19 protein-coding genes are annotated in these 20,066 nt (G+C 59.1%); 11 read left to right on the top strand and 8 right to left on the bottom strand.

Annotation, left to right across the window (positions count from 1 at the left end; all coding sequences use genetic code 11):
- The 3 genes from KDX37_RS07265 to KDX37_RS07255 form a co-directional block, all read right to left on the bottom strand.
- Positions 1 to 582 (bottom strand): YceI family protein, encoded by a 582-nt coding sequence (locus KDX37_RS07265; RefSeq protein ID WP_231651990.1) that lies wholly within the window; start codon positions 580 to 582, stop codon positions 1 to 3.
- 80 nt (positions 583 to 662) lie between these two features.
- Positions 663 to 1,001 carry an amidase gene (locus tag KDX37_RS07260; protein WP_231651989.1) on the bottom strand — a complete coding sequence of 113 codons (339 nt, stop codon included), beginning with the start codon at positions 999 to 1,001 and terminating at the stop codon, positions 663 to 665.
- A complete protein-coding gene (locus tag KDX37_RS07255; protein WP_231651988.1) occupies positions 998 to 2,107 on the bottom strand; it encodes a serine hydrolase domain-containing protein in 1,110 nt (369 codons plus the stop codon). The genes KDX37_RS07260 and KDX37_RS07255 overlap by 4 nt, the downstream gene beginning before the upstream one ends.
- An 809-nt stretch (positions 2,108 to 2,916) precedes the next feature.
- On the opposite strand from KDX37_RS07255, the gene olsB reads away from it, so the two are divergent.
- Positions 2,917 to 3,672, top strand: a complete 756-nt coding sequence (gene olsB, locus KDX37_RS07250; RefSeq protein ID WP_231651987.1) for an L-ornithine N(alpha)-acyltransferase — start codon at positions 2,917 to 2,919, stop codon at positions 3,670 to 3,672.
- Positions 3,672 to 4,463 carry a lysophospholipid acyltransferase family protein gene (locus KDX37_RS07245; RefSeq protein ID WP_231651986.1) on the top strand — a complete coding sequence of 264 codons (792 nt, stop codon included), beginning with the start codon at positions 3,672 to 3,674 and terminating at the stop codon, positions 4,461 to 4,463. Before olsB ends, KDX37_RS07245 begins: the two co-directional genes overlap by 1 nt.
- Here KDX37_RS07245 and KDX37_RS07240 read toward each other — a convergent pair.
- Positions 4,421 to 5,020 (bottom strand): acyl carrier protein phosphodiesterase, encoded by a 600-nt coding sequence (locus KDX37_RS07240; protein WP_231651985.1) that lies wholly within the window; start codon positions 5,018 to 5,020, stop codon positions 4,421 to 4,423. The genes KDX37_RS07245 and KDX37_RS07240 overlap by 43 nt on opposite strands.
- A gap of 163 nt (positions 5,021 to 5,183) precedes the next feature.
- Here KDX37_RS07240 and KDX37_RS07235 point away from each other — a divergent pair, with 163 nt between their 5' ends.
- Genes KDX37_RS07235 through KDX37_RS07225 form a run of 3 tightly spaced genes read left to right on the top strand, consistent with a single transcriptional unit; the run spans position 5,184 to position 7,764 of the window.
- Positions 5,184 to 5,498 carry an ArsR/SmtB family transcription factor gene (locus KDX37_RS07235; RefSeq protein ID WP_231651984.1) on the top strand — a complete coding sequence of 105 codons (315 nt, stop codon included), beginning with the start codon at positions 5,184 to 5,186 and terminating at the stop codon, positions 5,496 to 5,498.
- 28 nt (positions 5,499 to 5,526) lie between these two features.
- Entirely contained in the window at positions 5,527 to 6,693 is a 1,167-nt protein-coding gene (locus KDX37_RS07230; RefSeq protein ID WP_231651983.1) for an MFS transporter, read from the top strand.
- Between the two features lie 21 nt (positions 6,694 to 6,714).
- Entirely contained in the window at positions 6,715 to 7,764 is a 1,050-nt protein-coding gene (locus tag KDX37_RS07225) for an alkene reductase (RefSeq protein ID WP_231651982.1), read from the top strand.
- A 70-nt stretch (positions 7,765 to 7,834) separates the two neighbouring features.
- On the opposite strand, the gene KDX37_RS07220 is transcribed toward KDX37_RS07225, so the two are convergent.
- From KDX37_RS07220 to KDX37_RS07205, 4 genes are all read right to left on the bottom strand, one after another.
- Positions 7,835 to 8,467 carry a hypothetical protein gene (locus tag KDX37_RS07220; protein WP_231651981.1) on the bottom strand — a complete coding sequence of 211 codons (633 nt, stop codon included), beginning with the start codon at positions 8,465 to 8,467 and terminating at the stop codon, positions 7,835 to 7,837.
- A 355-nt stretch (positions 8,468 to 8,822) separates the two neighbouring features.
- A complete protein-coding gene (locus tag KDX37_RS07215) occupies positions 8,823 to 9,677 on the bottom strand; it encodes an ATPase (RefSeq protein ID WP_231651980.1) in 855 nt (284 codons plus the stop codon).
- 86 nt (positions 9,678 to 9,763) lie between these two features.
- On the bottom strand, positions 9,764 to 10,756 hold the full coding sequence (locus KDX37_RS07210) for an NAD-dependent epimerase/dehydratase family protein (RefSeq protein ID WP_231651979.1): 993 nt from the start codon (positions 10,754 to 10,756) through the stop codon (positions 9,764 to 9,766).
- A gap of 72 nt (positions 10,757 to 10,828) precedes the next feature.
- A complete protein-coding gene (locus tag KDX37_RS07205) occupies positions 10,829 to 11,728 on the bottom strand; it encodes a LysR family transcriptional regulator ArgP (RefSeq protein WP_231651978.1) in 900 nt (299 codons plus the stop codon).
- Positions 11,729 to 11,823: 95 nt separating this feature from the next.
- Here KDX37_RS07205 and KDX37_RS07200 point away from each other — a divergent pair, with 95 nt between their 5' ends.
- The 6 genes from KDX37_RS07200 to KDX37_RS07175 all read left to right on the top strand — a co-directional run bounded on the left by KDX37_RS07200 (position 11,824) and on the right by KDX37_RS07175 (position 20,065).
- A complete protein-coding gene (locus tag KDX37_RS07200) occupies positions 11,824 to 12,426 on the top strand; it encodes a LysE/ArgO family amino acid transporter (protein ID WP_231651977.1) in 603 nt (200 codons plus the stop codon).
- A gap of 199 nt (positions 12,427 to 12,625) precedes the next feature.
- The gene (sodB, locus tag KDX37_RS07195) at positions 12,626 to 13,207 is read left to right on the top strand and encodes a superoxide dismutase [Fe] (RefSeq protein ID WP_231651976.1); all 582 of its coding nucleotides are present in this window, start codon (positions 12,626 to 12,628) and stop codon (positions 13,205 to 13,207) included.
- A gap of 383 nt (positions 13,208 to 13,590) precedes the next feature.
- Positions 13,591 to 15,642, top strand: a complete 2,052-nt coding sequence (locus KDX37_RS07190; protein WP_231651975.1) for a putative bifunctional diguanylate cyclase/phosphodiesterase — start codon at positions 13,591 to 13,593, stop codon at positions 15,640 to 15,642.
- Positions 15,643 to 15,953: 311 nt separating this feature from the next.
- Positions 15,954 to 17,321, top strand: coding sequence for an imelysin family protein (locus tag KDX37_RS07185; RefSeq protein ID WP_231651974.1), 1,368 nt, complete (start codon positions 15,954 to 15,956; stop codon positions 17,319 to 17,321).
- Between the two features lie 221 nt (positions 17,322 to 17,542).
- Complete coding sequence (locus KDX37_RS07180; RefSeq protein WP_231651973.1) at positions 17,543 to 18,970, top strand: di-heme oxidoreductase family protein; 1,428 nt, start codon at positions 17,543 to 17,545, stop codon at positions 18,968 to 18,970.
- 30 nt (positions 18,971 to 19,000) lie between these two features.
- Positions 19,001 to 20,065 carry an imelysin family protein gene (locus tag KDX37_RS07175; protein ID WP_231651972.1) on the top strand — a complete coding sequence of 355 codons (1,065 nt, stop codon included), beginning with the start codon at positions 19,001 to 19,003 and terminating at the stop codon, positions 20,063 to 20,065.
- The last annotated feature ends 1 nt before the right edge of the window (position 20,066 follow it).

Raw genomic sequence — 20,066 nt, 5'->3', positions numbered from 1 at the left:
TCAGCGCGCCGTGAAGATCAGGACAGCCCCGACCGGGACCGAAAGGCTGATGGCCGACAACCCCGAGGCGCTGCGCAAGGCGTTGAAATCTGGAACCAGATCAAAGTCTTGGGCATGCACCACCAACGGTTCGAGCGTCACCACCTGAAACCGCCGCTCGTCGAGACGCGTGGCCAGCAATTCGGCGTTATAGGTGTGCGTCTTGCCTCGCAGGCTCACCGTCAGTGGCAGGCGCAGTTCAAGCTGTGCACCCGGCGCCAGGGCGTTGATCGGCCGCATGTCGAGTTGCGCGGTGATCTGCGCTTCGGGGAATTTACGGATTTGAAAGACCTGGTCACGAAGACGCTCGTCACGCAAAGCGATCCCTGTGCTGACAGACTCCAGCTCCACTTCCACATTGGCCAGGCCTTTGCTGTCGACTTTGCCACGCAAGACAAGAAAGCGGTGCACTTCGGCAACGTCGGCATTTTTGGTGGAAATGAACGACAGTCGCGACGATTCGTTATCCAGGTACCAGTTCGCGTGGGCAGGTAACGCCACTGCGGCCAGCATGACCAGCAGCAGGCGAGTTGTGTTGAGCATGCAGACTCCAGACGAACAATTGACGGCCACCTTATCCGCCTGTCAGACCGCTGGCAAACCGCTACGTTCGGACTGGAATTTCACGGCAGCGGTGACAACAGACGGCAGCCCTGACGGGCGCCTTGCCAGACTGCACTGCTGGTGCGCCCAAGACCGCTGGCTACCACGCGTTTTTCATTGCTGTCGTCGACCAGGTTACTGGGTACGTACTGTTTGACGTAAGCCTCACAATAACCCTGAGGATTGTTCATTACGTAGCGACACGAGCAATATTCCTTGGCCGTGTAGGCGCTGATGATCGTAGGGAAAGCCTGCAGGGCGACTCGGTATTGCCAGCCCAGCAACGCCAGTGCGAGGAGTATCAGCAACAACAGACTGCTGAAGGGGCGCCGCACTATGAACATTCGGCGATTGCTCATTGCACACCTCCTTTGTTGCCGAATGCGGCCTGTACCTGCTTGAGCAATTGGTCGTGGTCATAACTGCCGTCGCGGTCGTCGGCGTAACGCACGATGACCAGTCGCTGACTCGGGATCACATACAACGCCTGCCCCCAATGCCCAAGAGCAGCGAAAGTGTCGGGGGGCGCGTCCGGCCAAGGTCTGATCTGCCCCTGCGCAGCGCGATTGAGCCACCATTGCCCACCGGGGATTTCCACCTGGGCGTTTACTTGCTCGCCGTTGAAAGGCGTCAGCACAAAATCCATCCACGTCTTGTCGAGCAGTTGTCGATCCTGCCAACGTCCACCCCGCTGCATGAGCAGGCCGATACGCGCCAGGTCCCGGGCGGTCATGTAGGCGTAAGACGAGCCGACAAAGGTGCCCCCGCCGTCGGTTTCCCAGACGGCACTGCGGATACCGAGCGGGTCAAACAGCGCAGCCCACGGGTAACCCGCATAGGCCTTGTCGCCGACCATGGTTTTCAATGCGGCAGCCAATACGTTGCTGTCGCCACTGGAGTACAGATACGCAGTGCCAGGCGCTTTTATCGCCTTGAAACTGGCGGTAAAACGCGCCATGTCTTCGCGACCTCGGGTGTAGAGCATGGCGACCACAGAAGAATTGAGCGGCGCGTATTCGTAGTCTTCTTGCCAGTCCAGGCCTGACGCCCAGTGCATCAGGTCCTTGATGGCGATGTCCGGGTGCGCCTGGAACGGCGGATAAAATCTGGCCACCGGGTCGGCGAGTTGAAAGCGCCCTTCGCCGAACGCTACGCCCAACACCGTCGCCATGATGCTTTTGCTGATCGACCACGTGAGGTGTGGGGTCTGTGCAGTGGTCACTCCGGCATAGCGTTCGTAAACAATCTCGCCGTCCTTGATTACCAGCAACGCGTCGGTGCGCACACCTTTGCGGGTCGCCTCGTCACGCGGGCTGAAGGCGTAACTTTCAAGCGCATCAAGCGCCGCCGAGCCAGTGACAGCCCGAACCGACCACTGCTCGCCGGGCCAGGTTTCGGCCACTGCATTGACGGCATTTACACTCAGAACAATGGACAGACACAGGCGAACCAACCGAGACAGCATGACGAGTCCTCGCAGGATTGTCCGCGCACGTTAGCAGGGGTTTATGACGGGCATGCGTCTGAACGCACCATGTCCTTGCGGGCGGATATGGAAACCTTTCTCGGCAGCGCAGACGCCGTTCGGATAGGTACGCCGCCGCCAGAATCTGTTTTTTCCGACGTCTGTGTGGTTTTGTTCTGGAAGTTCTGGGCTGTGGACTCAGTTGCTCGCGCGCTCGGCTCAGGTCAACTTTTCGCCCCTCGGCGACCCACTTTGATGGGGCCAAAGCAGGCAAAGCCCAAGGCTCCGGTTGGGTCCGCCTGCGGCAGATCTCCTCGTCCTGAGACTGATCCGGCGGTCGCTGCAACGGGTGAGCGCCAGAACTCAGCCTGCAGCTTACGTCGCGTTCGGAGGTGTGGCGGCTATGGAGGGGGCAGAAAGGCGCTGTTTGTTTTCTGCTCTGCCGTGGCTTGGCTTTTTTTTCTGATCGGAGCTGATCTTGAGCCGACATTTTCAGTGAGCATACCGGCCTCTTCGTCAGCAAGCTGACTCCCACAGGTGCAGTCCACCAGACCTGGATTTCAAGCTTGAATTCACCTATCGAGTAGAAGAGAGCCGGGCGGCGTTCCGTTTGCTCGCGAAGACTTGTTTGAAAACAAACATCGCCCCGGGATGTAACCGCCACAGCACGCGGATGCGCCAGTCACACAACCATCACCAAAGCTTCATGGGCATGACACGGCATCTCCCTAGCCTGCACTGACAGCAAAGCGCTTGGACAACTCAGTCGACCGGCCCGATTTGCAAAGGCTGGCTCATGGAGATTTCGTATGACTCAGATCGCCCGCATTCGTGACAACACTTCCGAACGTCGTCTTCAGGCCGAGCGCCTGATTGGAGCGCAGGCCTTGCAGGAAGCACAGGCCTTGCGCTTCAGTGTGTTCAGCGAAGAGTTCAACGCCCGCCTCAAGGGCGCCGAGCAAGGTCTGGATATCGACGACTACGACGTGCACTGCTCGCACATCGGGGTGCGGGACCTGAACACTGGTCGGCTGGTGGCGACTACCCGCTTGTTGGATCACCAGGCCGCCAGCACGTTGGGGCGTTTTTACAGTGAAGAAGAATTCAGCCTGCACGGACTGGTTCATCTGCAAGGGCCGATACTTGAGTTGGGCCGCACCTGCGTCGCCCCTGCCTACCGCAACGGCGGCACCATTGCGGTGTTGTGGAGCGAGCTGGCCGAAGTGCTTAACGAAGGCGGTTACAGCTACCTGATGGGTTGTGCCAGCATCCCGATGCAGGACGGCGGCATTCAGGCTCACGCAATCATGCAGCGTCTTCGCGAGCGCTACCTGTGTAACGAACACTTGCGCGCCGAACCGAAAAAACCACTGCCGACGCTTGATATCCCGAGCAACGTTATCTGCGAAATGCCACCGCTGCTCAAGGCCTATATGCGCCTGGGCGCAAAGATTTGCGGCGAGCCGTGCTGGGATGAAGAATTCCAGGTCGCCGATGTGTTTATCCTGCTCAAGCGCGACGATTTGTGTCCGCGCTACGCTCGCCACTTCAAGGCGGCCGTGTGATGAGCCGGTTACGCGGTTATGCCCGCGTGGCCAGGGTGCTGGTGGTAGTGGCGCTCGGGCTGAGCATCGCCGGGGCGTTCGCGATACTTGAGCGCATCAAGGTCGGCAGCTCGATGGAGCGTCGGCAGCGCTGGAGTCGCTGGTTCATGGCGCGCCTGACCAACGCCCTGCCCTTTCGGGTGACCGTGACCGGCGAGCTGCCACGTCAACCAATGCTGTGGGTCAGCAATCATGTGTCCTGGACGGATATCGCGCTGCTGGGCATGCTTGCCCCGTTGTCTTTTCTCTCCAAGGCGGAAGTGCGTACCTGGCCGGTCGCGGGCTGGCTGGCCTTGAAGGCCGGTACGCTGTTCATCCGCCGGGGCTCGGGCGACAGCCGTTTGATCCAGAAGCAGATGAGCAACCACCTGCATCAGGGCAACTCGCTGCTGATTTTTCCGGAAGGCACTACCACGGACGGCAAGAGCCTGCGTACCTTCCACGGTCGCCTGCTGTCCAGCGCCATTGAAGCGGGCGTTGCAATCCAGCCAGTTGCGATTGCCTACTCGCGTGATGGCAAGCCAGACCCGATAGCGCCATTCATTGGTGACGATGACCTGCTGTCGCATTTGCGCAGGTTATTCGCCAACGAGCAAAGCGACGTTCATATCCATTTGCTGACACCCATTCCGAGCGTCGATCAAGAGCGCGCAGCCTTGGCGTTCAAGGCTCAGCAGGCGGTACAGATGGCGCTGTTTGGCGAGCCTGCTCAACCGCGCGAAGTAGTTTCGCGTCCGGCCAGAGCGGCCTGAGCAAACTCCAGCAACTGCGGATAAAACTCATTGAAATCAGCACTCAAGGGTTGGTAGAGCGCCTGCAGTTCCTGCATGCCGCCTGCCAGCCCTTCTGGTCGAGAGAGACGTCGGGAGATCCCGCCCAACACCTGCTCCAGCACCTCGAAATCCCGATACGAACCCAGCCAGTCCTGCGCGGCCATCCGGGGTGCAATCAACGCCAGACGCTCCGGCAACTCGGGTTCGGCAGCCAACACGCCGTAAACCTGTTGTGTGAACACATCCAATGGCAGATCGGCGTAGCGATGCCAGTCACGCGCCAGACAATGATCGAAAAACACATCCAGCATGATCCCGGCGTATCGGCGTCGCTGCGTCGGAAAGCGGGCAACAGAGGCTTTGATCAACGGGTGGTTGTCTGTGAAAGCATCGATGTGGCGGTGCAGACGGATAGACGCTTCCAGCTCCGCAGGAAAGCGCCCCGGCAGCGGACCTTTGACAAAGTCACCGTAAAGGCTGCCGAGCAATTGGGCGGGCCGATGACCGCCAAGATGAAGATGTGCCAGATAGTTCATGGACCAAGCCTACGCCGCTTTCAGGGGCCAGGTCCACATATCGTTATAACCCGATATATCGATTTACGAGAGACCAAGAACTAAATCATATTTGTATATCGCGAAATACAGATATAAAGTTCGCTCTATCGCGATATATCGCTACACCGCCTGTGAGAACGACATGCCTCTCGACCTCGACGACATAATAAAAGCCCTGGCCCATCCGGTCCGCCGAGACATCCTGACCTGGCTCAAGGACCCTCGCGGGACCTTCCCTGCTCAGGAACACTCGATTGAACACGGCGTCTGCGCCGGTCAGATCGATCAGCGTGCAGGGCTCTCGCAGTCCACCGTCTCTGCGCATCTGGCAACCCTGCAACGGGCAGGCTTGATCAGCAGCAAGAAGGTGGGCCAATGGCACTTTTTCAGACGCAATGAAGAAACCATCCAGGCATTCGTCCAGGCTCTCGTTCAAGAACTGAACAATCCGGCCTGATCCTCACTCACTTTCAAGGAGATGCTCCGTGCCTCTTTCACTACTCATTCTGGCCCTGAGCGCCTTCGCCATCGGCACCACCGAATTTGTCATCATGGGGCTACTGCCGGATGTTGCTGCAGACCTCGGCGTATCGATCCCAGGCGCAGGCTGGCTGGTCACTGGCTACGCGCTGGGCGTTGCGGTTGGCGCATCGTTCATGGCGATGGCCACGGCGAAGCTGCCGCGCAAGGCAGCCCTCGTCACGCTGATGGGCATTTTTATCGTCGGCAACCTGCTCTGCGCGCTTGCCAGTGATTACAACGTACTGATGTTTGCCCGTGTAGTGACGGCGCTGTGTCATGGCGCGTTCTTCGGTATCGGCTCGGTGGTCGCAGCAGGTCTGGTGCCCGCCAATCGCCGCGCCTCAGCGGTGGCATTGATGTTTACCGGTCTGACACTTGCAAACGTACTGGGCGTACCACTGGGCACAGCGCTGGGTCAGTACGCAGGCTGGCGCTCGACGTTCTGGGCTGTGACTGTGATTGGCGTCATCGCTCTGATCGGTCTGATCCGGTTTCTGCCGACCAACCGCAACGAAGAAAAACTCGACATGCGTGCCGAGCTGGCGGCCCTCAGGGGCGCAGGGATCTGGCTGTCGCTGACCATGACTGCGCTTTTTTCAGCGTCCATGTTCACGCTGTTTACTTACGTGGCGCCACTGCTTGGCGACGTGACAGGCGTATCGCCGCAGGGTGTTACCTGGACGCTGTTGCTGATTGGCCTGGGCCTGACCGCTGGCAACGTGATCGGCGGCAAGATGGCTGACCGCCGTGTGTCGTCCACATTGATCACCGTGTTCATCTCGATGGCGGTGATCTCCACAGCACTGAGCTGGACCAGCGCAGCACTGATCCCGACCGAGATCACTTTGTTCCTCTGGGCCGTGGCTGCCTTTGCAGCAGTACCTGCCTTGCAGATCAACGTAGTGACCTTCGGCAAGGCCGCGCCCAATCTGGTTTCGACCCTGAACATCGGCGCGTTCAACGTCGGTAATGCGCTGGGCGCCTGGGTCGGCGGTAGCGTGATCGCTCACGGCCTGGGCCTGACCAGCGTGCCACTGGCCGCCGCCGCGCTGGCCGTGCTCGCGCTGCTGATCACCCTCATCACCTTTCGCCAGACCGGTAATCCCGAGCTGTCACCTGCTACCAACTGATCACTCAAGAGGTTTTGCCACATGACCACTATTTTCGACCCGATCACCGTTGGCGATCTGCAGTTGCCCAACCGCATCATCATGGCGCCCTTGACGCGCTGCCGCGCCGACGAAGGCCGGGTACCCAACGCGATGATGGCTGAGTACTACGTTCAGCGCGCATCCGCCGGGCTGATCATCAGCGAAGCGACTTCCGTCGCACCTATGGGCGTGGGCTATCCCGACACTCCTGGTATCTGGTCCAACGACCAGGTGCGTGGCTGGAGCAACATCACCAAAGCTGTTCACGGCGCCGGTGGCCGCATCGTTCTGCAACTCTGGCATGTAGGCCGGATCTCCCATTCGTCCTATCTGGACGGCGAAACGCCGGTTGCGCCGAGCGCCATTCAACCCGAAGGTCACGTGAGCCTGGTGCGCCCTATCACCTCGTTCCCGACACCTCGCGCACTGGAACTGGCAGAAATCGGTGACATCGTCGAGGCCTACCGCGTGGGTGCAGAAAACGCCAAGGCTGCGGGCTTTGATGGCGTGGAGCTGCAAGGTGCAAACGGCTACCTGCTGGACCAGTTCCTGCAAACCAGCACCAATCAACGCACCGATCAGTACGGTGGCACGGTTGAAAACCGTGCGCGTCTGTTGCTCGAAGTGACAGATGCCGCTATTGAAATCTGGGGCGCTGGCCGTGTAGGCGTGCACCTGTCGCCTCGTGCCGACCTGCATGACATGGGCGATGACAACCTGGCGGAAACGTTCAGCTACGTGGCGAAGGAACTGGGCAAGCGCGGTATCGCGTTCATTTGCTCACGCGAGCGTGATGCTGGCGACAGCCTTGGGCCACAATTGAAGAAAGATTTCGGCGGCGTCTACATAGCCAACGAGAAATTCACCAAGGACAGCGCCAATGCCTGGCTGGCCGAAGGCAAGGCTGACGCGGTAGCGTTCGGCGTGCCTTACATCGCCAATCCAGACCTTCCAGAGCGGCTGGCCAACGATGCGCCACTCAATGAAGCGCATCCGGAAACGTTCTATGCCAAGGGACCAGTCGGGTACATCGACTACCCACGTTTGTAAGCACAGCTCGTAAACACCAAAGCCCTGGCTCTCGCGAGCCAGGGCTTTTTTAGGGGTTTACGTTGGCTGCTTACTGCGCTGCGGGAGAGGCATTGACGCCGATGACATTGCCCTCGGCATCGGTGATGGTGCCGTCCGCCAACTTCCAGCGGCCGTCGGGGTAGCAGACCGACCCGTCAGCGAACACCCACGTGCCATCGGCATGCAGAACATTGCCGTCCGGGTAAGTGGTTGCTCCGTCCGCATGCACAGTCGTGCCGTCCAGATGCTGGACGCTCCCATCAGGATGGGTAACCGACTGCCCTGCAGCATCGGCTATCGCACCGTTGGGGTAGGTCACGGTGCCATCCGGGTTGGGAATGTTGCCGGGCGGATGGAGCAATTGCAGCACGCCCATTGTGGTATTGGTGGCCGTCAGCAAGGTTTCAAGCGCCAACGGTGCCAGCGCAACGGCCGGCATCACGGTGCTGACCGGAGGCAATACGGAAGGCTTGACGATGGGTTTTACAGGCGGCTTGACCGGTGGCCGCACCGGCGGTTTTACGGGCGGCTGCACCGGTGGCTTCACAGGCGGCTTGACCGGTGGCTTTACAGGCGGTTTCACAGGCGGCTTGATGGGTGGTTTCACAACCGGTGGCGGCACGGTGGCTTTGCCGGTTGGTTTGGTAGAAATTTTTGTAGGTGGTTTGACAGGTAATTTCATGTGTTTGACCGAATTCGAACAGTGCGGATGAGGCGCGAGGGCGTCGCTGTACGACAGCGCACGCGCGGAAATAACTTCCAGGCTGGCCTCGGCGATATTCAGTCAAGAGTCATCAGGCAATCGCTACCGCAGCAAAGAACATGTCCGGCTGATAGTGACGAAACGCGATGAAGTGGCATCGTTTGGATGCCGGTCTGAACTGGAGTACAGAGGGCCTGGGAGTCGGGCAAGCGTAATCCGCACCTGCTCTGATCCATCCATATCTATGTAGTGAAGGCAAAAAACTCATGGCAGCGCAGCAACTGTTGCAGCCGAACCTGGCCTGCTGTCGGTCGCAGCAGGCCGGGTTTGAGGTTCACTGACGAGCGTTGAGTTGTTGCGAGAGGTTCTGGATCTGACTGGTCAGGGTATTGATGTTGCGGGTCACTTGAGCCCGGAACGTATCAAACTCTGCGGTGTTGCCCGCAGCCGACGGAGCCGGGCGGTTTTCCTGCTCGCTCTTGAGCACGATCATGTCCTGCTCCAGGCGCTCGATGGCTGCTGCAGGGCTGCCCTGCTTCTTAAGGGTCGCCACGTCCGCCGCCAGACTTTTCAACTGGACGTCAAGTTTGTCCAGGTTAGCCTGTGCAGTTTTCACGTCAGGCAATGATGCTTTCAATGCGCTCAGTTCGGTGACCACGCTCTTGAGCTGTTCCTGCAATTGCGCACTCTCGGTCTGCTGCTGAGTGGTTTGCGCAGACATCTGCTCCAGACGTTTGTCCAGTGTGCTTTGCTGCCCCTGCACACCTTCGCGCTGCTTGTCCTGATCTTCGAGCTGCGCTTCGAGGAGTTTGATCCGCTGCTTGAGCGCCTCTCCGTCACTGGACAACGACTCGGTGGCAACCACCTTGCCGGAGATATCCTGTAGCCGCCCGGCCGCTTCTTCACTGATGCGGGCGAAGCTCTCCTGAGTCGCAACCAACTGTTGTTCCATGAGCGAAACCTGCTGAAAGCTCCACCAGCCCAGGCCACAAAACGCGATGAACAAAGCACCCACCAACGCCCACAACGGCCCGGTGCTCGGACCTTTGACCTTGACTACCGGCGTCGTTCGCGAATAGACAGTGGTACGCTCGCGCGCGCCCTTGGCTGGAACGAAATCTTCATCATCGTCGTCCTTGGCGCTGAGGTTGGGAACGTCGTCGACGTCGTCGTATGGATCGTTACGCATGAGCAACCCTTCAAGAAGCTGTTGAAACCAAAGCTGAGCAGTATAACAACAGCGCAAAAAGCAACATCACTGCGCCACTACTTTGCTCAGATCGATTGTTGGGCCTTCCACCAGCCACAAAACTCATCCAGCGCCGTCCAGATACTGACGTTGGGCTGGTAATCCAGATAATGCCTGGCACGGCTGATATCAAGCGTGAAATCTCTGTTCATGACCTGCATCCCAAGCCTGGACAGCGTCGGTTCAGGTCGACCCGGCCACAGCATGCAGGCCCCTTCATTGATCGCCGCAGCCGTGTACGCAAGCCCATACGAACGGTAACGCGTGACTTGAGGCAACTGCATCTGGCGCATCACATAATTGATCGCATCCCACAATGGTACCGGGGTTCCATTGCTGATGTTATACGCCTTGCCCAGCGCAGAACCTGCCGCCAGCAGACTGCTTAACATGGCTTCGTTAAGGTTCTGCATGCTGGTGAAGTCCACCACGTTCAAACCATTGCCCACGATCGACAAACGCTTCTTCTGCTGCATGCGAAGCAAGCGTGGGAAGATGCTGTTGTCGCCCGCGCCGGTCACGAAACGAGGTCTTAGCGCGATGACTTCCAGTCCGAACTCTTCAGCACCGAATACCTTTTGTTCCGCCAGATACTTGGTGGCCGCGTAATGATTGTTAAAGCGCCTGGGCACCTGGTCTTCGGTAATATCCCGATGTGACTGCCCGTCAAAATAGATCGACGGTGACGACAGATGGACCAGCCTTTTGACCCTTTGTTTCAGGCAGCCCTCGACGATGTTCTCGGTGACCTGCACGTTGCCCTGCATGAAATCCTGCTTGCGCCCCCACACACCGACGGCGCCGGCGCAGTGCACCACCGCCTCGACGTCATCGCACAGCGCCCGGACCAGGTACGGATCATTGAGGTCGCCCTGAATGAATTCCGCGCCGCGCCTGACCAGATGCTCCACACCCTCGGCACGACGACCATTGACCCGAACGCTCATGCCCTGCTCCAGGGCAAAACGCGCAAAGCGTCCGCCAATAAAGCCGCTTGCGCCGGTGACCAGAATCTTCATTTACCGCTCCATTCACGCGTTGCGAGAGAGCCCTGGCCCGCCCACATTGATTTCATATAAACGTACTGACGCTCACTCGTCGCTCAGCGGCACCAGCCAATGGCTCGATGTACGAGCCAGGTGCTCGGTCAGACGGGTCAGCAACTGGCCCCCGTTGCGCCAATGGTGCCAGTACAACGGCACGTCGATGTAGCGTTCCGGGGCCAATTCGCGCAATACACCACGCTGCAGTTGATCGCGCACCTGCAACTCAGGCACCAGCCCCCAACCAAGGCCGGCTTCGATCATGCGGATGAAGCCTTCTGAAGACGGGCACAGATGATGCTCAAAACCGCTTTGGACCCCCAGCAGGGCCAAATAGCGATGCTGCAAAAAATCGTCTGGGCCGAATACCAGCGCAGCGGACTTCACCAGTTTTTCAGCACTTACGCCGTCGGGAAAATTCCGCGCAATGAATGCCGGGCTGGCCAGCGCACGATAGCGCATGGCACCCAGCAATTGGCTACGCGCGCCGGCAACCGGCTGCTCACTGCCGCACAGGCAGGCCGCAACCTCACCCGCACGCATACGCTTGAGCCCCACATCCTGATCCTCCACCACCAGATCCATCAGCAGATGGTGCTCCGCGCAGAAATCGCCCACTGCCTGCGCCCACCAGGTGGCCAGGCTGTCGGCATTCAGAGCAATTCGTAACCGTTCGGGCGTACCCTCTTCATCCAGCGCAGGCACCTGGCTTTGCAGGTCACGCTCCAGCAAGCGTACCTGTTGCACATGGTTGAGCAAGCGTCGACCGATTTCAGTCGGGCTCGGTGGCGTTGCCCTGACCAGTACGGGCTGCCCAATGCGTGCCTCCAGCAGTTTGATGCGTTGCGAGACCGCCGATTGCGAAAGCCCAAGCACTTGCGCGCCTCGCTCGAAGCCAGCTTGCTCGATCACCGCGGCCAGCGCCGACAGCAACTTGTAGTCGAACATCAGTTTTCCTAATGCAGGATCAGTATTATTGGTTTTCCTTATAGCGCGTTCACCACCAGACTGGCCATCTTGATCTGATTTCTGGAGCGTTATCGATGTGGCAAAGTTATCTGAACGGCCTGCTGGTCGCGCTGGGCTTGATCATGGCCATCGGTACGCAAAACGCATTTGTGCTCGCGCAGAGTCTGCGCCGTGAGCACCATTTACAGGTGGCCATGCTGTGCATTGTCTGTGATGCGTTACTGGTTGCCGCAGGCGTGTTCGGCCTGGCCAATGTGCTGGTGCACAGCCCGACCTTACTGGCGATTGCACGCTGGGGCGGCGTGGTCTTTCTGCTCTGGTACGGCATACAGGCGCTGCGCCGGGCCTGTTCGGCGCAAAGCCTTGAGCAGGGCAAGACGGCAGGCATGAGGTCACGCCGTGCAGTGCTGCTCAGTGCGCTAGCCGTCACGTTGCTCAATCCTCATGTTTACCTCGACACCGTCCTGCTGATCGGCTCGCTGGGAGCACAACAGACTGAGCCCGGGGCCTACGTGGCTGGCGCCGCGAGCGGATCGTTGCTGTGGTTTTCCTGCCTCGCGCTGGGCGCCGCGTGGCTCGCGCCCTGGCTGGCAAGGCCGGCTACCTGGCGCGTGCTGGACGTGATGGTCGCGGTGATGATGTTCGGCGTGGCTTTGCAACTGATAATTGCAGCCTGAAGATTTTTCATGACCGCTGGGTCAATCGCTCTGGAACCTCTATTCCACACAGTTGTTGCGTGGTTAAGGCGCAGGGCCGGTGCTATGATCCGGGGTCTGTGCCGCAAAAGAGTAAAACTCCCGGTGCATGCTGTATCTGGCCGCCCGTGATCGGCCAAGCGATTAGCGATTACCGCAATTGACCTGATAGGAGATAACCATGGCTTTTGAATTGCCACCACTGCCCTACGCCAAAGACGCTCTGGTGCCGCACATTTCGGCGGAGACACTGGAATATCACCACGACAAGCACCACAACACCTACGTCGTGAACCTGAACAACCTGGTGCCAGGCACCGAGTTCGAAGGCAAGACCCTGGAAGAGATCATCAAGACTTCCTCGGGCGGTATCTTCAACAACGCCGCGCAGGTCTGGAACCACACGTTCTATTGGGAATGCCTGGCGCCAAACGCTGGCGGCGAACCTACTGGCGCGCTGGCTGAAGCAATCAACACTGCTTTCGGTTCCTTCGAGAAATTCAAGGAAGAGTTCAGCAAAACGTCCATTGGCACCTTCGGTTCCGGCTGGGGCTGGCTGGTGAAAAAGGCTGACGGTTCTCTGGCCCTGGCCAGCACCATCGGCGCCGGCAACCCGCTGACCAGCGGCGACACCCCGCTGCTGACTTGCGACGTCTGGGAACACGCTTACTACATCGACTACCGCAACCTGCGTCCAAAGTACGTGGAAGCGTTCTGGAACCTGGTGAACTGGGATTTCGTGGCCAAGCAATACGCGGCCTGATTTCCAGCGTCATCAAAAACCCGGCCTTGTGCCGGGTTTTTTATCGCCTGCGCATAACCTCTTCCCTGGCAAGTCAGCCTTGGCGAGCATGGAGCATGCTCGACCGGCTGCGTATGACGTCCTTTGTCTGTTACATACGCGTGGGCTATTGTAAGGACCGACGCTGAGTGGCTATAAAAAGCGATTGATCCAGTCTCACGCTCAAGTTACCCGTCAAACCGTCCGACATAGTAGGATCGCTTGGTTCGATAGCTCCACGGCAACAGCCCGTTAGACAGACAGGGATCCGCCCGGATGTAACCGTTTCGATTCATCGTGCGGCTGCGCCTGGTTTTCCGAGGGTGAAAGGGCGATATGCCCCGACGTGAATTAAGGAACGGCCATTGAAGCTGGAACTCAAGAACAGCTTGTCGGTGAAGTTATTGCGCGTGGTACTGCTCTCGGCGCTGCTGGTGGGGGTTGTATTGAGCTGTGCGCAAATTGTTTACGATGCCTACAAGACCCGTCAGGCCGTGGCAAGTGATGCCGAACGCATTCTGGACATGTTCCGTGACCCTTCGACTCAAGCGGTGTACAGCCTGGATCGGGAAATGGGCATGCAGGTCATCGAAGGCCTGTTTCAGGATAACTCAGTACGAATGGCCTCCATCGGCCACCCGAATGAAACCCTGCTCGCTGAAAAGGACCGTCCGCTCAAGGCCTCTCCATCGCGCTGGCTGACCGATTTGATCCTCGGCCAGGAACGCAGCTTTACCACCCAACTGGTGGGACGCAGTCCCTACAGCGAGTACTACGGTGACCTCCGTATCACAATGGACACGGCCAACTATGGCGAAGGGTTCATCATCAATGCTGTGATCATATTTATCTCCGGTGTGTTGCGAGCCATGGCGATGGGCCTGGTCTTGTACCTGGTCTATCACTGGCTGCTGACCAAACCGCTGTCCAGAATCATCGAGCACCTTACAGCCATCAACCCGGACCGCCCCAGCGAGCACCAACTGCCGCCGCTCAAAGGGCACGAAAAAAACGAACTGGGTATCTGGGTCAACACCGCCAATCAACTGCTGGCCTCCATCGAGCGCAACACCTACCTGCGACACGAGGCCGAAAACAATCTGCAGCGCATGGCGCAGTTCGACTTTCTCACAGGCTTGCCCAACCGGGTGCAGTTGCAGACCCGCCTGGACAAGATCCTGGAAGACGCCGGTCGCCAGCAACACAGGGTCGCGGTCCTGTGTGTGGGGCTGGATGATTTCAAAGGGATCAACGAGCAGTTCAGTTATCAGGTCGGCGACCAGTTGTTATTGGCCCTGGCAGACCGACTGCGCGCCCACAGTGACGGCGTCGGCGCACTGGCACGACTGGGCGGCGATCAATTTGCGCTGGTTCAGGCCAACATCGAGCAGCCCTATGAAGCCGCCGAACTGGCGCAAAACATACTGGACGAGCTTGAAGCGCCCTTCTCCGTCGAGGAGCAATCAATCCGCCTGCGCGCCACGATCGGAATTACGCTGTTCCCGGAGGACGGCGACAGCACTGAAAAGCTGCTGCAGAAGGCCGAACAGACCATGACGCTGGCAAAGGCCCGCTCTCGCAACCGCTATCAGTTTTACATTGCCAGCGTCGACAGCGAGATGCGCAGGCGGCGCGAACTCGAAAAGGACCTGCGTGAAGCATTGCCACGCAACCAGCTGTATCTGGTATATCAGCCGCAGATCAGCTACCGGAACCAGAATGTCGTGGGCGTCGAGGCGCTGATACGCTGGCAGCATCCGGAACACGGGCTGGTGCCACCGGACGTATTCATCCCCTTGGCCGAGCAGAACGGCACCATCATTGCCATTGGCGAATGGGTGCTGGATCAGGCCTGTCGCCAACTGCGTGAGTGGCACGATCAGGGCTTTGTCGATTTGCGCATGGCAGTCAACCTTTCAACTGTACAACTGCATCACACGGAACTGCCGCGCGTGGTCAATAACCTGATGCAGATCTATCGTCTGCCACCACGCAGTCTGGAGCTGGAAGTTACCGAAACCGGCCTGATGGAAGACATCACCACCGCCGCCCAGCACCTGCTCAGCCTGCGACGCTCCGGCGCACTGATTGCCATTGATGACTTCGGCACGGGTTACTCATCGCTCAGCTATTTGAAAAGTCTGCCGCTGGACAAGATCAAGATCGACAAAAGCTTTGTGCAGGACCTGCTTGACGACGACGATGACGCAACCATCGTGCGCGCCATCATCCAGCTGGGTAAAAGCCTGGGCATGCAAGTCATTGCCGAGGGTGTCGAAACGGTCGAACAGGAAGCGTATGTGGTGTCTGAGGGTTGTCATGAAGGACAGGGTTATCTGTACAGCAAACCGCTACCCAGCCGGGAATTGCTGACCTACCTCAAACAGACGCTGCGCAGCAATGCCGTGATTCTCTGATCCGGCCCTTGAGCATGGACTGCACGTTGATCGATTGGTGAATGACCTGCCCTCGATTGACGCGGCGCAGGTCAACTTCCCCCGCTCCCGCAGGCCGGTCGGCTGACGGCGAAAGTCCTGCAACTGACGTTCACGCCGCTTACGAAACCCCGCCGCTATCTGCAGTTTGAAACCGACTGTTACAACCTGCCGAATACCTGATCACGACCTGAAAGGCGTTTTGCCTTTACATCGAATGCAAATCTTTCGCATCATGTCGCAGATTTTCTGGGCGCACGCCGCCATAACCCTTATAGACGCAGGATTCCGTCATGATTCGTATGCCTCTGGCAACCGCTAGTCTGTTGGCCATCGCTATCTCCCTCGCCGGTTGTGGCGAAGGCAAGGACAAGGCTGCTGCGCCTGCTCCGGCCGCAGCCCCTGCTGCTCCAGCGGCACCGGCAGCTGCTGCTCCAACACCTGCTGCGCCGGCGGCGGCTGCCGCCCAGACCGATGATGCTGCCGCCAAGGCCGTCGTCGCCAACTACGCGAACATGGTCTCTGCGGTCTTCAGCGATGCCGAGGCCGGTGCCAAAAACCTCAGTACCACGGTTGACGCGTTTCTCGCCAAGCCCAATGACGAAACCCTGAAAGCTGCTCGTGATGCCTGGGTTGCTGCCCGCGTTCCTTACATGCAGAGCGAAGTGTTCCGCTTCGGCAACACCATCATCGACGACTGGGAAGGACAGGTTAACGCCTGGCCATTGGACGAAGGCCTGATCGACTACGTTGCCAAAGACTACCAGCACGCGCTGGGCAACCCGGGCGCTACTGCCAACATCATCGCCAACACCGAGATCCAGGTCGGCGAAGACAAAGTGGACGTCAAGGAAATCACTCCTGAAAAACTCGCCAGCCTGAACGAGCTGGGCGGTTCGGAAGCCAACGTTGCCACCGGCTACCACGCCATCGAATTCCTGCTGTGGGGCCAGGACCTGAACGGCACCGGCCCTGGCGCAGGCGCACGTCCGGCCAGCGATTACCTGGAAGGCGCGGGTGCAACCGGCGGCCACAATGATCGTCGTCGCGCTTATCTCAAGGCCGTCACTGACCTGCTGGTAACCGATCTGGAAGAAATGTCCGGCAACTGGAAAGCCGGTGTCGCTGACAACTATCGCGCCACTCTGGAAGCCGAATCCGGCGAAAGCGGCCTGCGCAAAATGCTGTTTGGCATGGGCAGCCTGTCGCTGGGCGAACTGGCAGGCGAGCGCATGAAGGTGGCACTGGAAGCCAATTCCAGCGAAGACGAGCACGATTGCTTCAGCGACAATACGCATAACTCGCACTTCTACAACGGCAAAGGCATCCGCAACGTCTACCTGGGCGAATATACCCGTACCGACGGCACCAGGATCAGCGGCCCAAGCCTGTCGTCGCTGGTAGCCAAGGCTGATCCGGCAACCGACGCCACCCTGCGTGCCGACCTGGACGACACCCAGGCCAAACTGCAGGTCATCGTCGACCACGCCAACAAGGGCGAGCACTTCGACCAGTTGATTGCTGCAGGCAACACCGCAGGCAATCAGGTTGTGCGCGACGCCATCGCTGCACTGGTCAAGCAGACTGGTGCTATCGAACAGGCCGCTGGAAAGCTGAATATCTCAGACCTGAACCCGGATAACGCTGATCACGAGTTCTGATCAACGCCTGGTGAGACCCTGAAATGCCGGTCAGTACGCTGACCGGCATTTTTTTGTCTGGTCATTTGATAGCAGACTGAAACGCAACGATCGTACGAACCTGCCCATCAATTCGTTACAGCACGTTGCGTAATATGCAGCAAACGATAATCCCTCTTATTCAAACCGCATCAGGCTGATAAGCTTGCACGCCCCGATTTTCGTCCCGTTGCAGGATGTGTATGAATACGCGGTTTCGTCTATCCCTTGCGCTGCTTGCGACTCTGGTCGTGAGCGCGTGCGATGACGACCCGCAATTTACCCATGCGCAGCCCGGGGAAGCCTTGTCCGGCGGCAGCGCAACGGTCAGAAAAAGTGACCAGAACGCGTTCTCGATGCCGTCCGCCAATCTCTCGCCAGTGCGGCGCCTGGACTTCAGCGTGGGCAACAGCTTCTTTCGCAGCCCTTGGGTGATAGCGCCATCGACTACCACGGCCCGCGACGGCCTTGGCCCGCTGTTCAACACCAATGCCTGTCAGAATTGTCACATCAAGGATGGACGCGGTCATCCGCCCGAGGCGGGCGATACCAATGCGGTGTCCATGCTGGTCAGGCTTTCGATTCCGGACGACCCTGCCTACGCCGACCTCATTCAGCGCAACGGTGTGTTGCCCGAGCCGACCTACGGTGGTCAGTTGCAGGACATGGCCAACCCTGGTGTCGCGCCCGAAGGCAAGGTGCGCGTCGAGTACGACACGCTGACCGTCAACCTGCGTGACGGTACTGCGGTCGAGCTGCGACAGCCGACGCTGCAGATCACTCAGTTGGGCTACGGCCCCATGCACCCGCAAACCCATGTGTCAGCCCGTATCGCACCGCCCATGATTGGCCTCGGACTGCTCGAGGCCATCCCTGACGAAGCGATCCTTGCCAACGCCGACCCGGATGACAAAGACGGTGATGGTATCTCCGGGCGCGCCAACTGGGTCTGGGATGATGCGCAACAAAAAGTGGTCATGGGCCGGTTTGGCTGGAAAGCCGGGCAACCCAACCTCAATCAGCAGAATGTCCATGCATTTTCAGGTGATATGGGGCTGACGACCAGCCTGCGCCGCTACGACGACTGCACACCCACCCAGACCGACTGCCTGAGCGCGCCCAATGGCAACGGCCCCGAAGGTGAACCGGAGGTCAGCGACAATATTCTGCGGCTGGTCGAGTTCTACACCCGCAACCTCGGCGTGCCTGCGCGGCGCAAGGTTGATGACCCGCAGGTGCTGGCAGGTAAAAACCTGTTTTTCGAAGCGGGCTGCCAGCAATGCCACGCGCCATCCTTCAAGACCCGCGCCGACGCGGCGGAGCCGGAGCTGGCCAATCAGCACATTCGCCCCTACAGCGACCTGTTACTGCATGACATGGGCGAAGGGCTGGCGGATAACCGCACCGAGTTTCAAGCCACCGGCCGTGAATGGCGTACGCCACCGCTGTGGGGCCTGGGCCTGACCGCAACTGTAAGCGGGCACACCCAATTGCTGCATGATGGTCGCGCACGCAACGTCCTTGAGGCGATACTCTGGCACGGCGGCGAAGCGCAGGCAGCGCAGCGTAAAGTGTTGGCGTACGACGCAGAACAACGTGCAGCGCTGTTGGCCTTTCTGAATTCGTTATGATTCTTTCTTTCAAGTATTAAGGAGCCGGACATGTTCCGACCCAAGTTGTTGCTGACCAGTCTTGCGGCGCTTGCATTGGGTGCCTGCTCGCCAGCCGATCCCCAGGCCGTCACGTCGGCTGCCATCGCCAAACAGGTGATCCTGCCGACGTACAGCCGCTGGGTGGATGCCGATCGTCAACTGGCGAGCAGCGCTCTGGCGTTCTGTCAGGGCAAGACTGACCTGGCAACTGCCCGTGCTGACTTCCTGAAAGCGCAAAAGTCCTGGGCCGAGCTGCAACCGCTGTTGATCGGCCCGCTGGCTGAAGGCAATCGAGCCTGGCAGGTCCAGTTCTGGCCGGACAAGAAAAACCTGGTAGGGCGTCAGGTCGAACAACTGGTCACCGCACAGCCGCAAATCAGTGCCGAAGAGCTGTCCAAGGCCAGCGTTGTCGTGCAGGGCCTTTCCGCCTATGAGTACGTTCTGTTCGATGCCGACATCGACATGGCCAACGCGGAACAGAAAGCCCGGTATTGCCCGTTGTTGACGGCCATCGGTGAACGTCAGAAGACCCTGGCCGAAGAAATCCTCAGTCGCTGGAACAGCACTGATGGCATGCTCGCCCAGTTGACCAAGTTTCCCAACCAGCGCTACGCCGATTCGCACGAAGCGATTGCTGAACTGCTGCGGGTCCAGGTCACCGCGCTGGACAGCCTGAAGAAAAAACTCGGCACTCCGCTGGGTCGTCAAAGCAAGGGTCAGCCACAGCCGTTCCAGGCCGATGCCTGGCGCAGCAAATCGTCGCTCAGCAGCCTTGAAGCCAGCCTGATCAGCGCGCAAACCGTCTGGACCGGTGTAGACAACAAAGGCCTTCGCGGTTTGTTGCCCGCCGAGCAGAAACCATTGGCTGACAAAATTGATGCCGCCTACGCTGCCAGCCGCGCCTTGTTGTCGCAACTCAAGCCGCCGTTGGCTGATCTGCTGGCCACCGATACTGGACGCCAGCAACTCAATGCGTTTTACGACAGCCTGAACGTGGTTCATCGCCTGCATGAGGGAGAACTGGCCAAGGCGCTGGGCATTCAATTGGGTTTCAACGCCAACGACGGCGATTGAT

This window comes from Pseudomonas californiensis, from assembly GCF_021147775.1.
Lineage (GTDB): Bacteria > Pseudomonadota > Gammaproteobacteria > Pseudomonadales > Pseudomonadaceae > Aquipseudomonas > Aquipseudomonas californiensis.
This window is presented reverse-complemented; position numbering and strand designations above follow the sequence as displayed.

Coding starts and splice junctions, on each gene's coding strand:
- KDX37_RS07265 (WP_231651990.1), bottom strand. CDS start 582: ATGCTCAACACAACTCGCCTGCTGCTGGTCATGCTGGCCGCAGTGGCG.
- KDX37_RS07260 (WP_231651989.1), bottom strand. CDS start 1,001: ATGAGCAATCGCCGAATGTTCATAGTGCGGCGCCCCTTCAGCAGTCTG.
- KDX37_RS07255 (WP_231651988.1), bottom strand. CDS start 2,107: ATGCTGTCTCGGTTGGTTCGCCTGTGTCTGTCCATTGTTCTGAGTGTA.
- olsB (WP_231651987.1), top strand. CDS start 2,917: ATGACTCAGATCGCCCGCATTCGTGACAACACTTCCGAACGTCGTCTT.
- KDX37_RS07245 (WP_231651986.1), top strand. CDS start 3,672: ATGAGCCGGTTACGCGGTTATGCCCGCGTGGCCAGGGTGCTGGTGGTA.
- KDX37_RS07240 (WP_231651985.1), bottom strand. CDS start 5,020: ATGAACTATCTGGCACATCTTCATCTTGGCGGTCATCGGCCCGCCCAA.
- KDX37_RS07235 (WP_231651984.1), top strand. CDS start 5,184: ATGCCTCTCGACCTCGACGACATAATAAAAGCCCTGGCCCATCCGGTC.
- KDX37_RS07225 (WP_231651982.1), top strand. CDS start 6,715: ATGACCACTATTTTCGACCCGATCACCGTTGGCGATCTGCAGTTGCCC.
- KDX37_RS07220 (WP_231651981.1), bottom strand. CDS start 8,467: ATGAAATTACCTGTCAAACCACCTACAAAAATTTCTACCAAACCAACC.
- KDX37_RS07215 (WP_231651980.1), bottom strand. CDS start 9,677: ATGCGTAACGATCCATACGACGACGTCGACGACGTTCCCAACCTCAGC.
- KDX37_RS07210 (WP_231651979.1), bottom strand. CDS start 10,756: ATGAAGATTCTGGTCACCGGCGCAAGCGGCTTTATTGGCGGACGCTTT.
- KDX37_RS07205 (WP_231651978.1), bottom strand. CDS start 11,728: ATGTTCGACTACAAGTTGCTGTCGGCGCTGGCCGCGGTGATCGAGCAA.
- KDX37_RS07200 (WP_231651977.1), top strand. CDS start 11,824: ATGTGGCAAAGTTATCTGAACGGCCTGCTGGTCGCGCTGGGCTTGATC.
- sodB (WP_231651976.1), top strand. CDS start 12,626: ATGGCTTTTGAATTGCCACCACTGCCCTACGCCAAAGACGCTCTGGTG.
- KDX37_RS07185 (WP_231651974.1), top strand. CDS start 15,954: ATGATTCGTATGCCTCTGGCAACCGCTAGTCTGTTGGCCATCGCTATC.
- KDX37_RS07180 (WP_231651973.1), top strand. CDS start 17,543: ATGAATACGCGGTTTCGTCTATCCCTTGCGCTGCTTGCGACTCTGGTC.
- KDX37_RS07175 (WP_231651972.1), top strand. CDS start 19,001: ATGTTCCGACCCAAGTTGTTGCTGACCAGTCTTGCGGCGCTTGCATTG.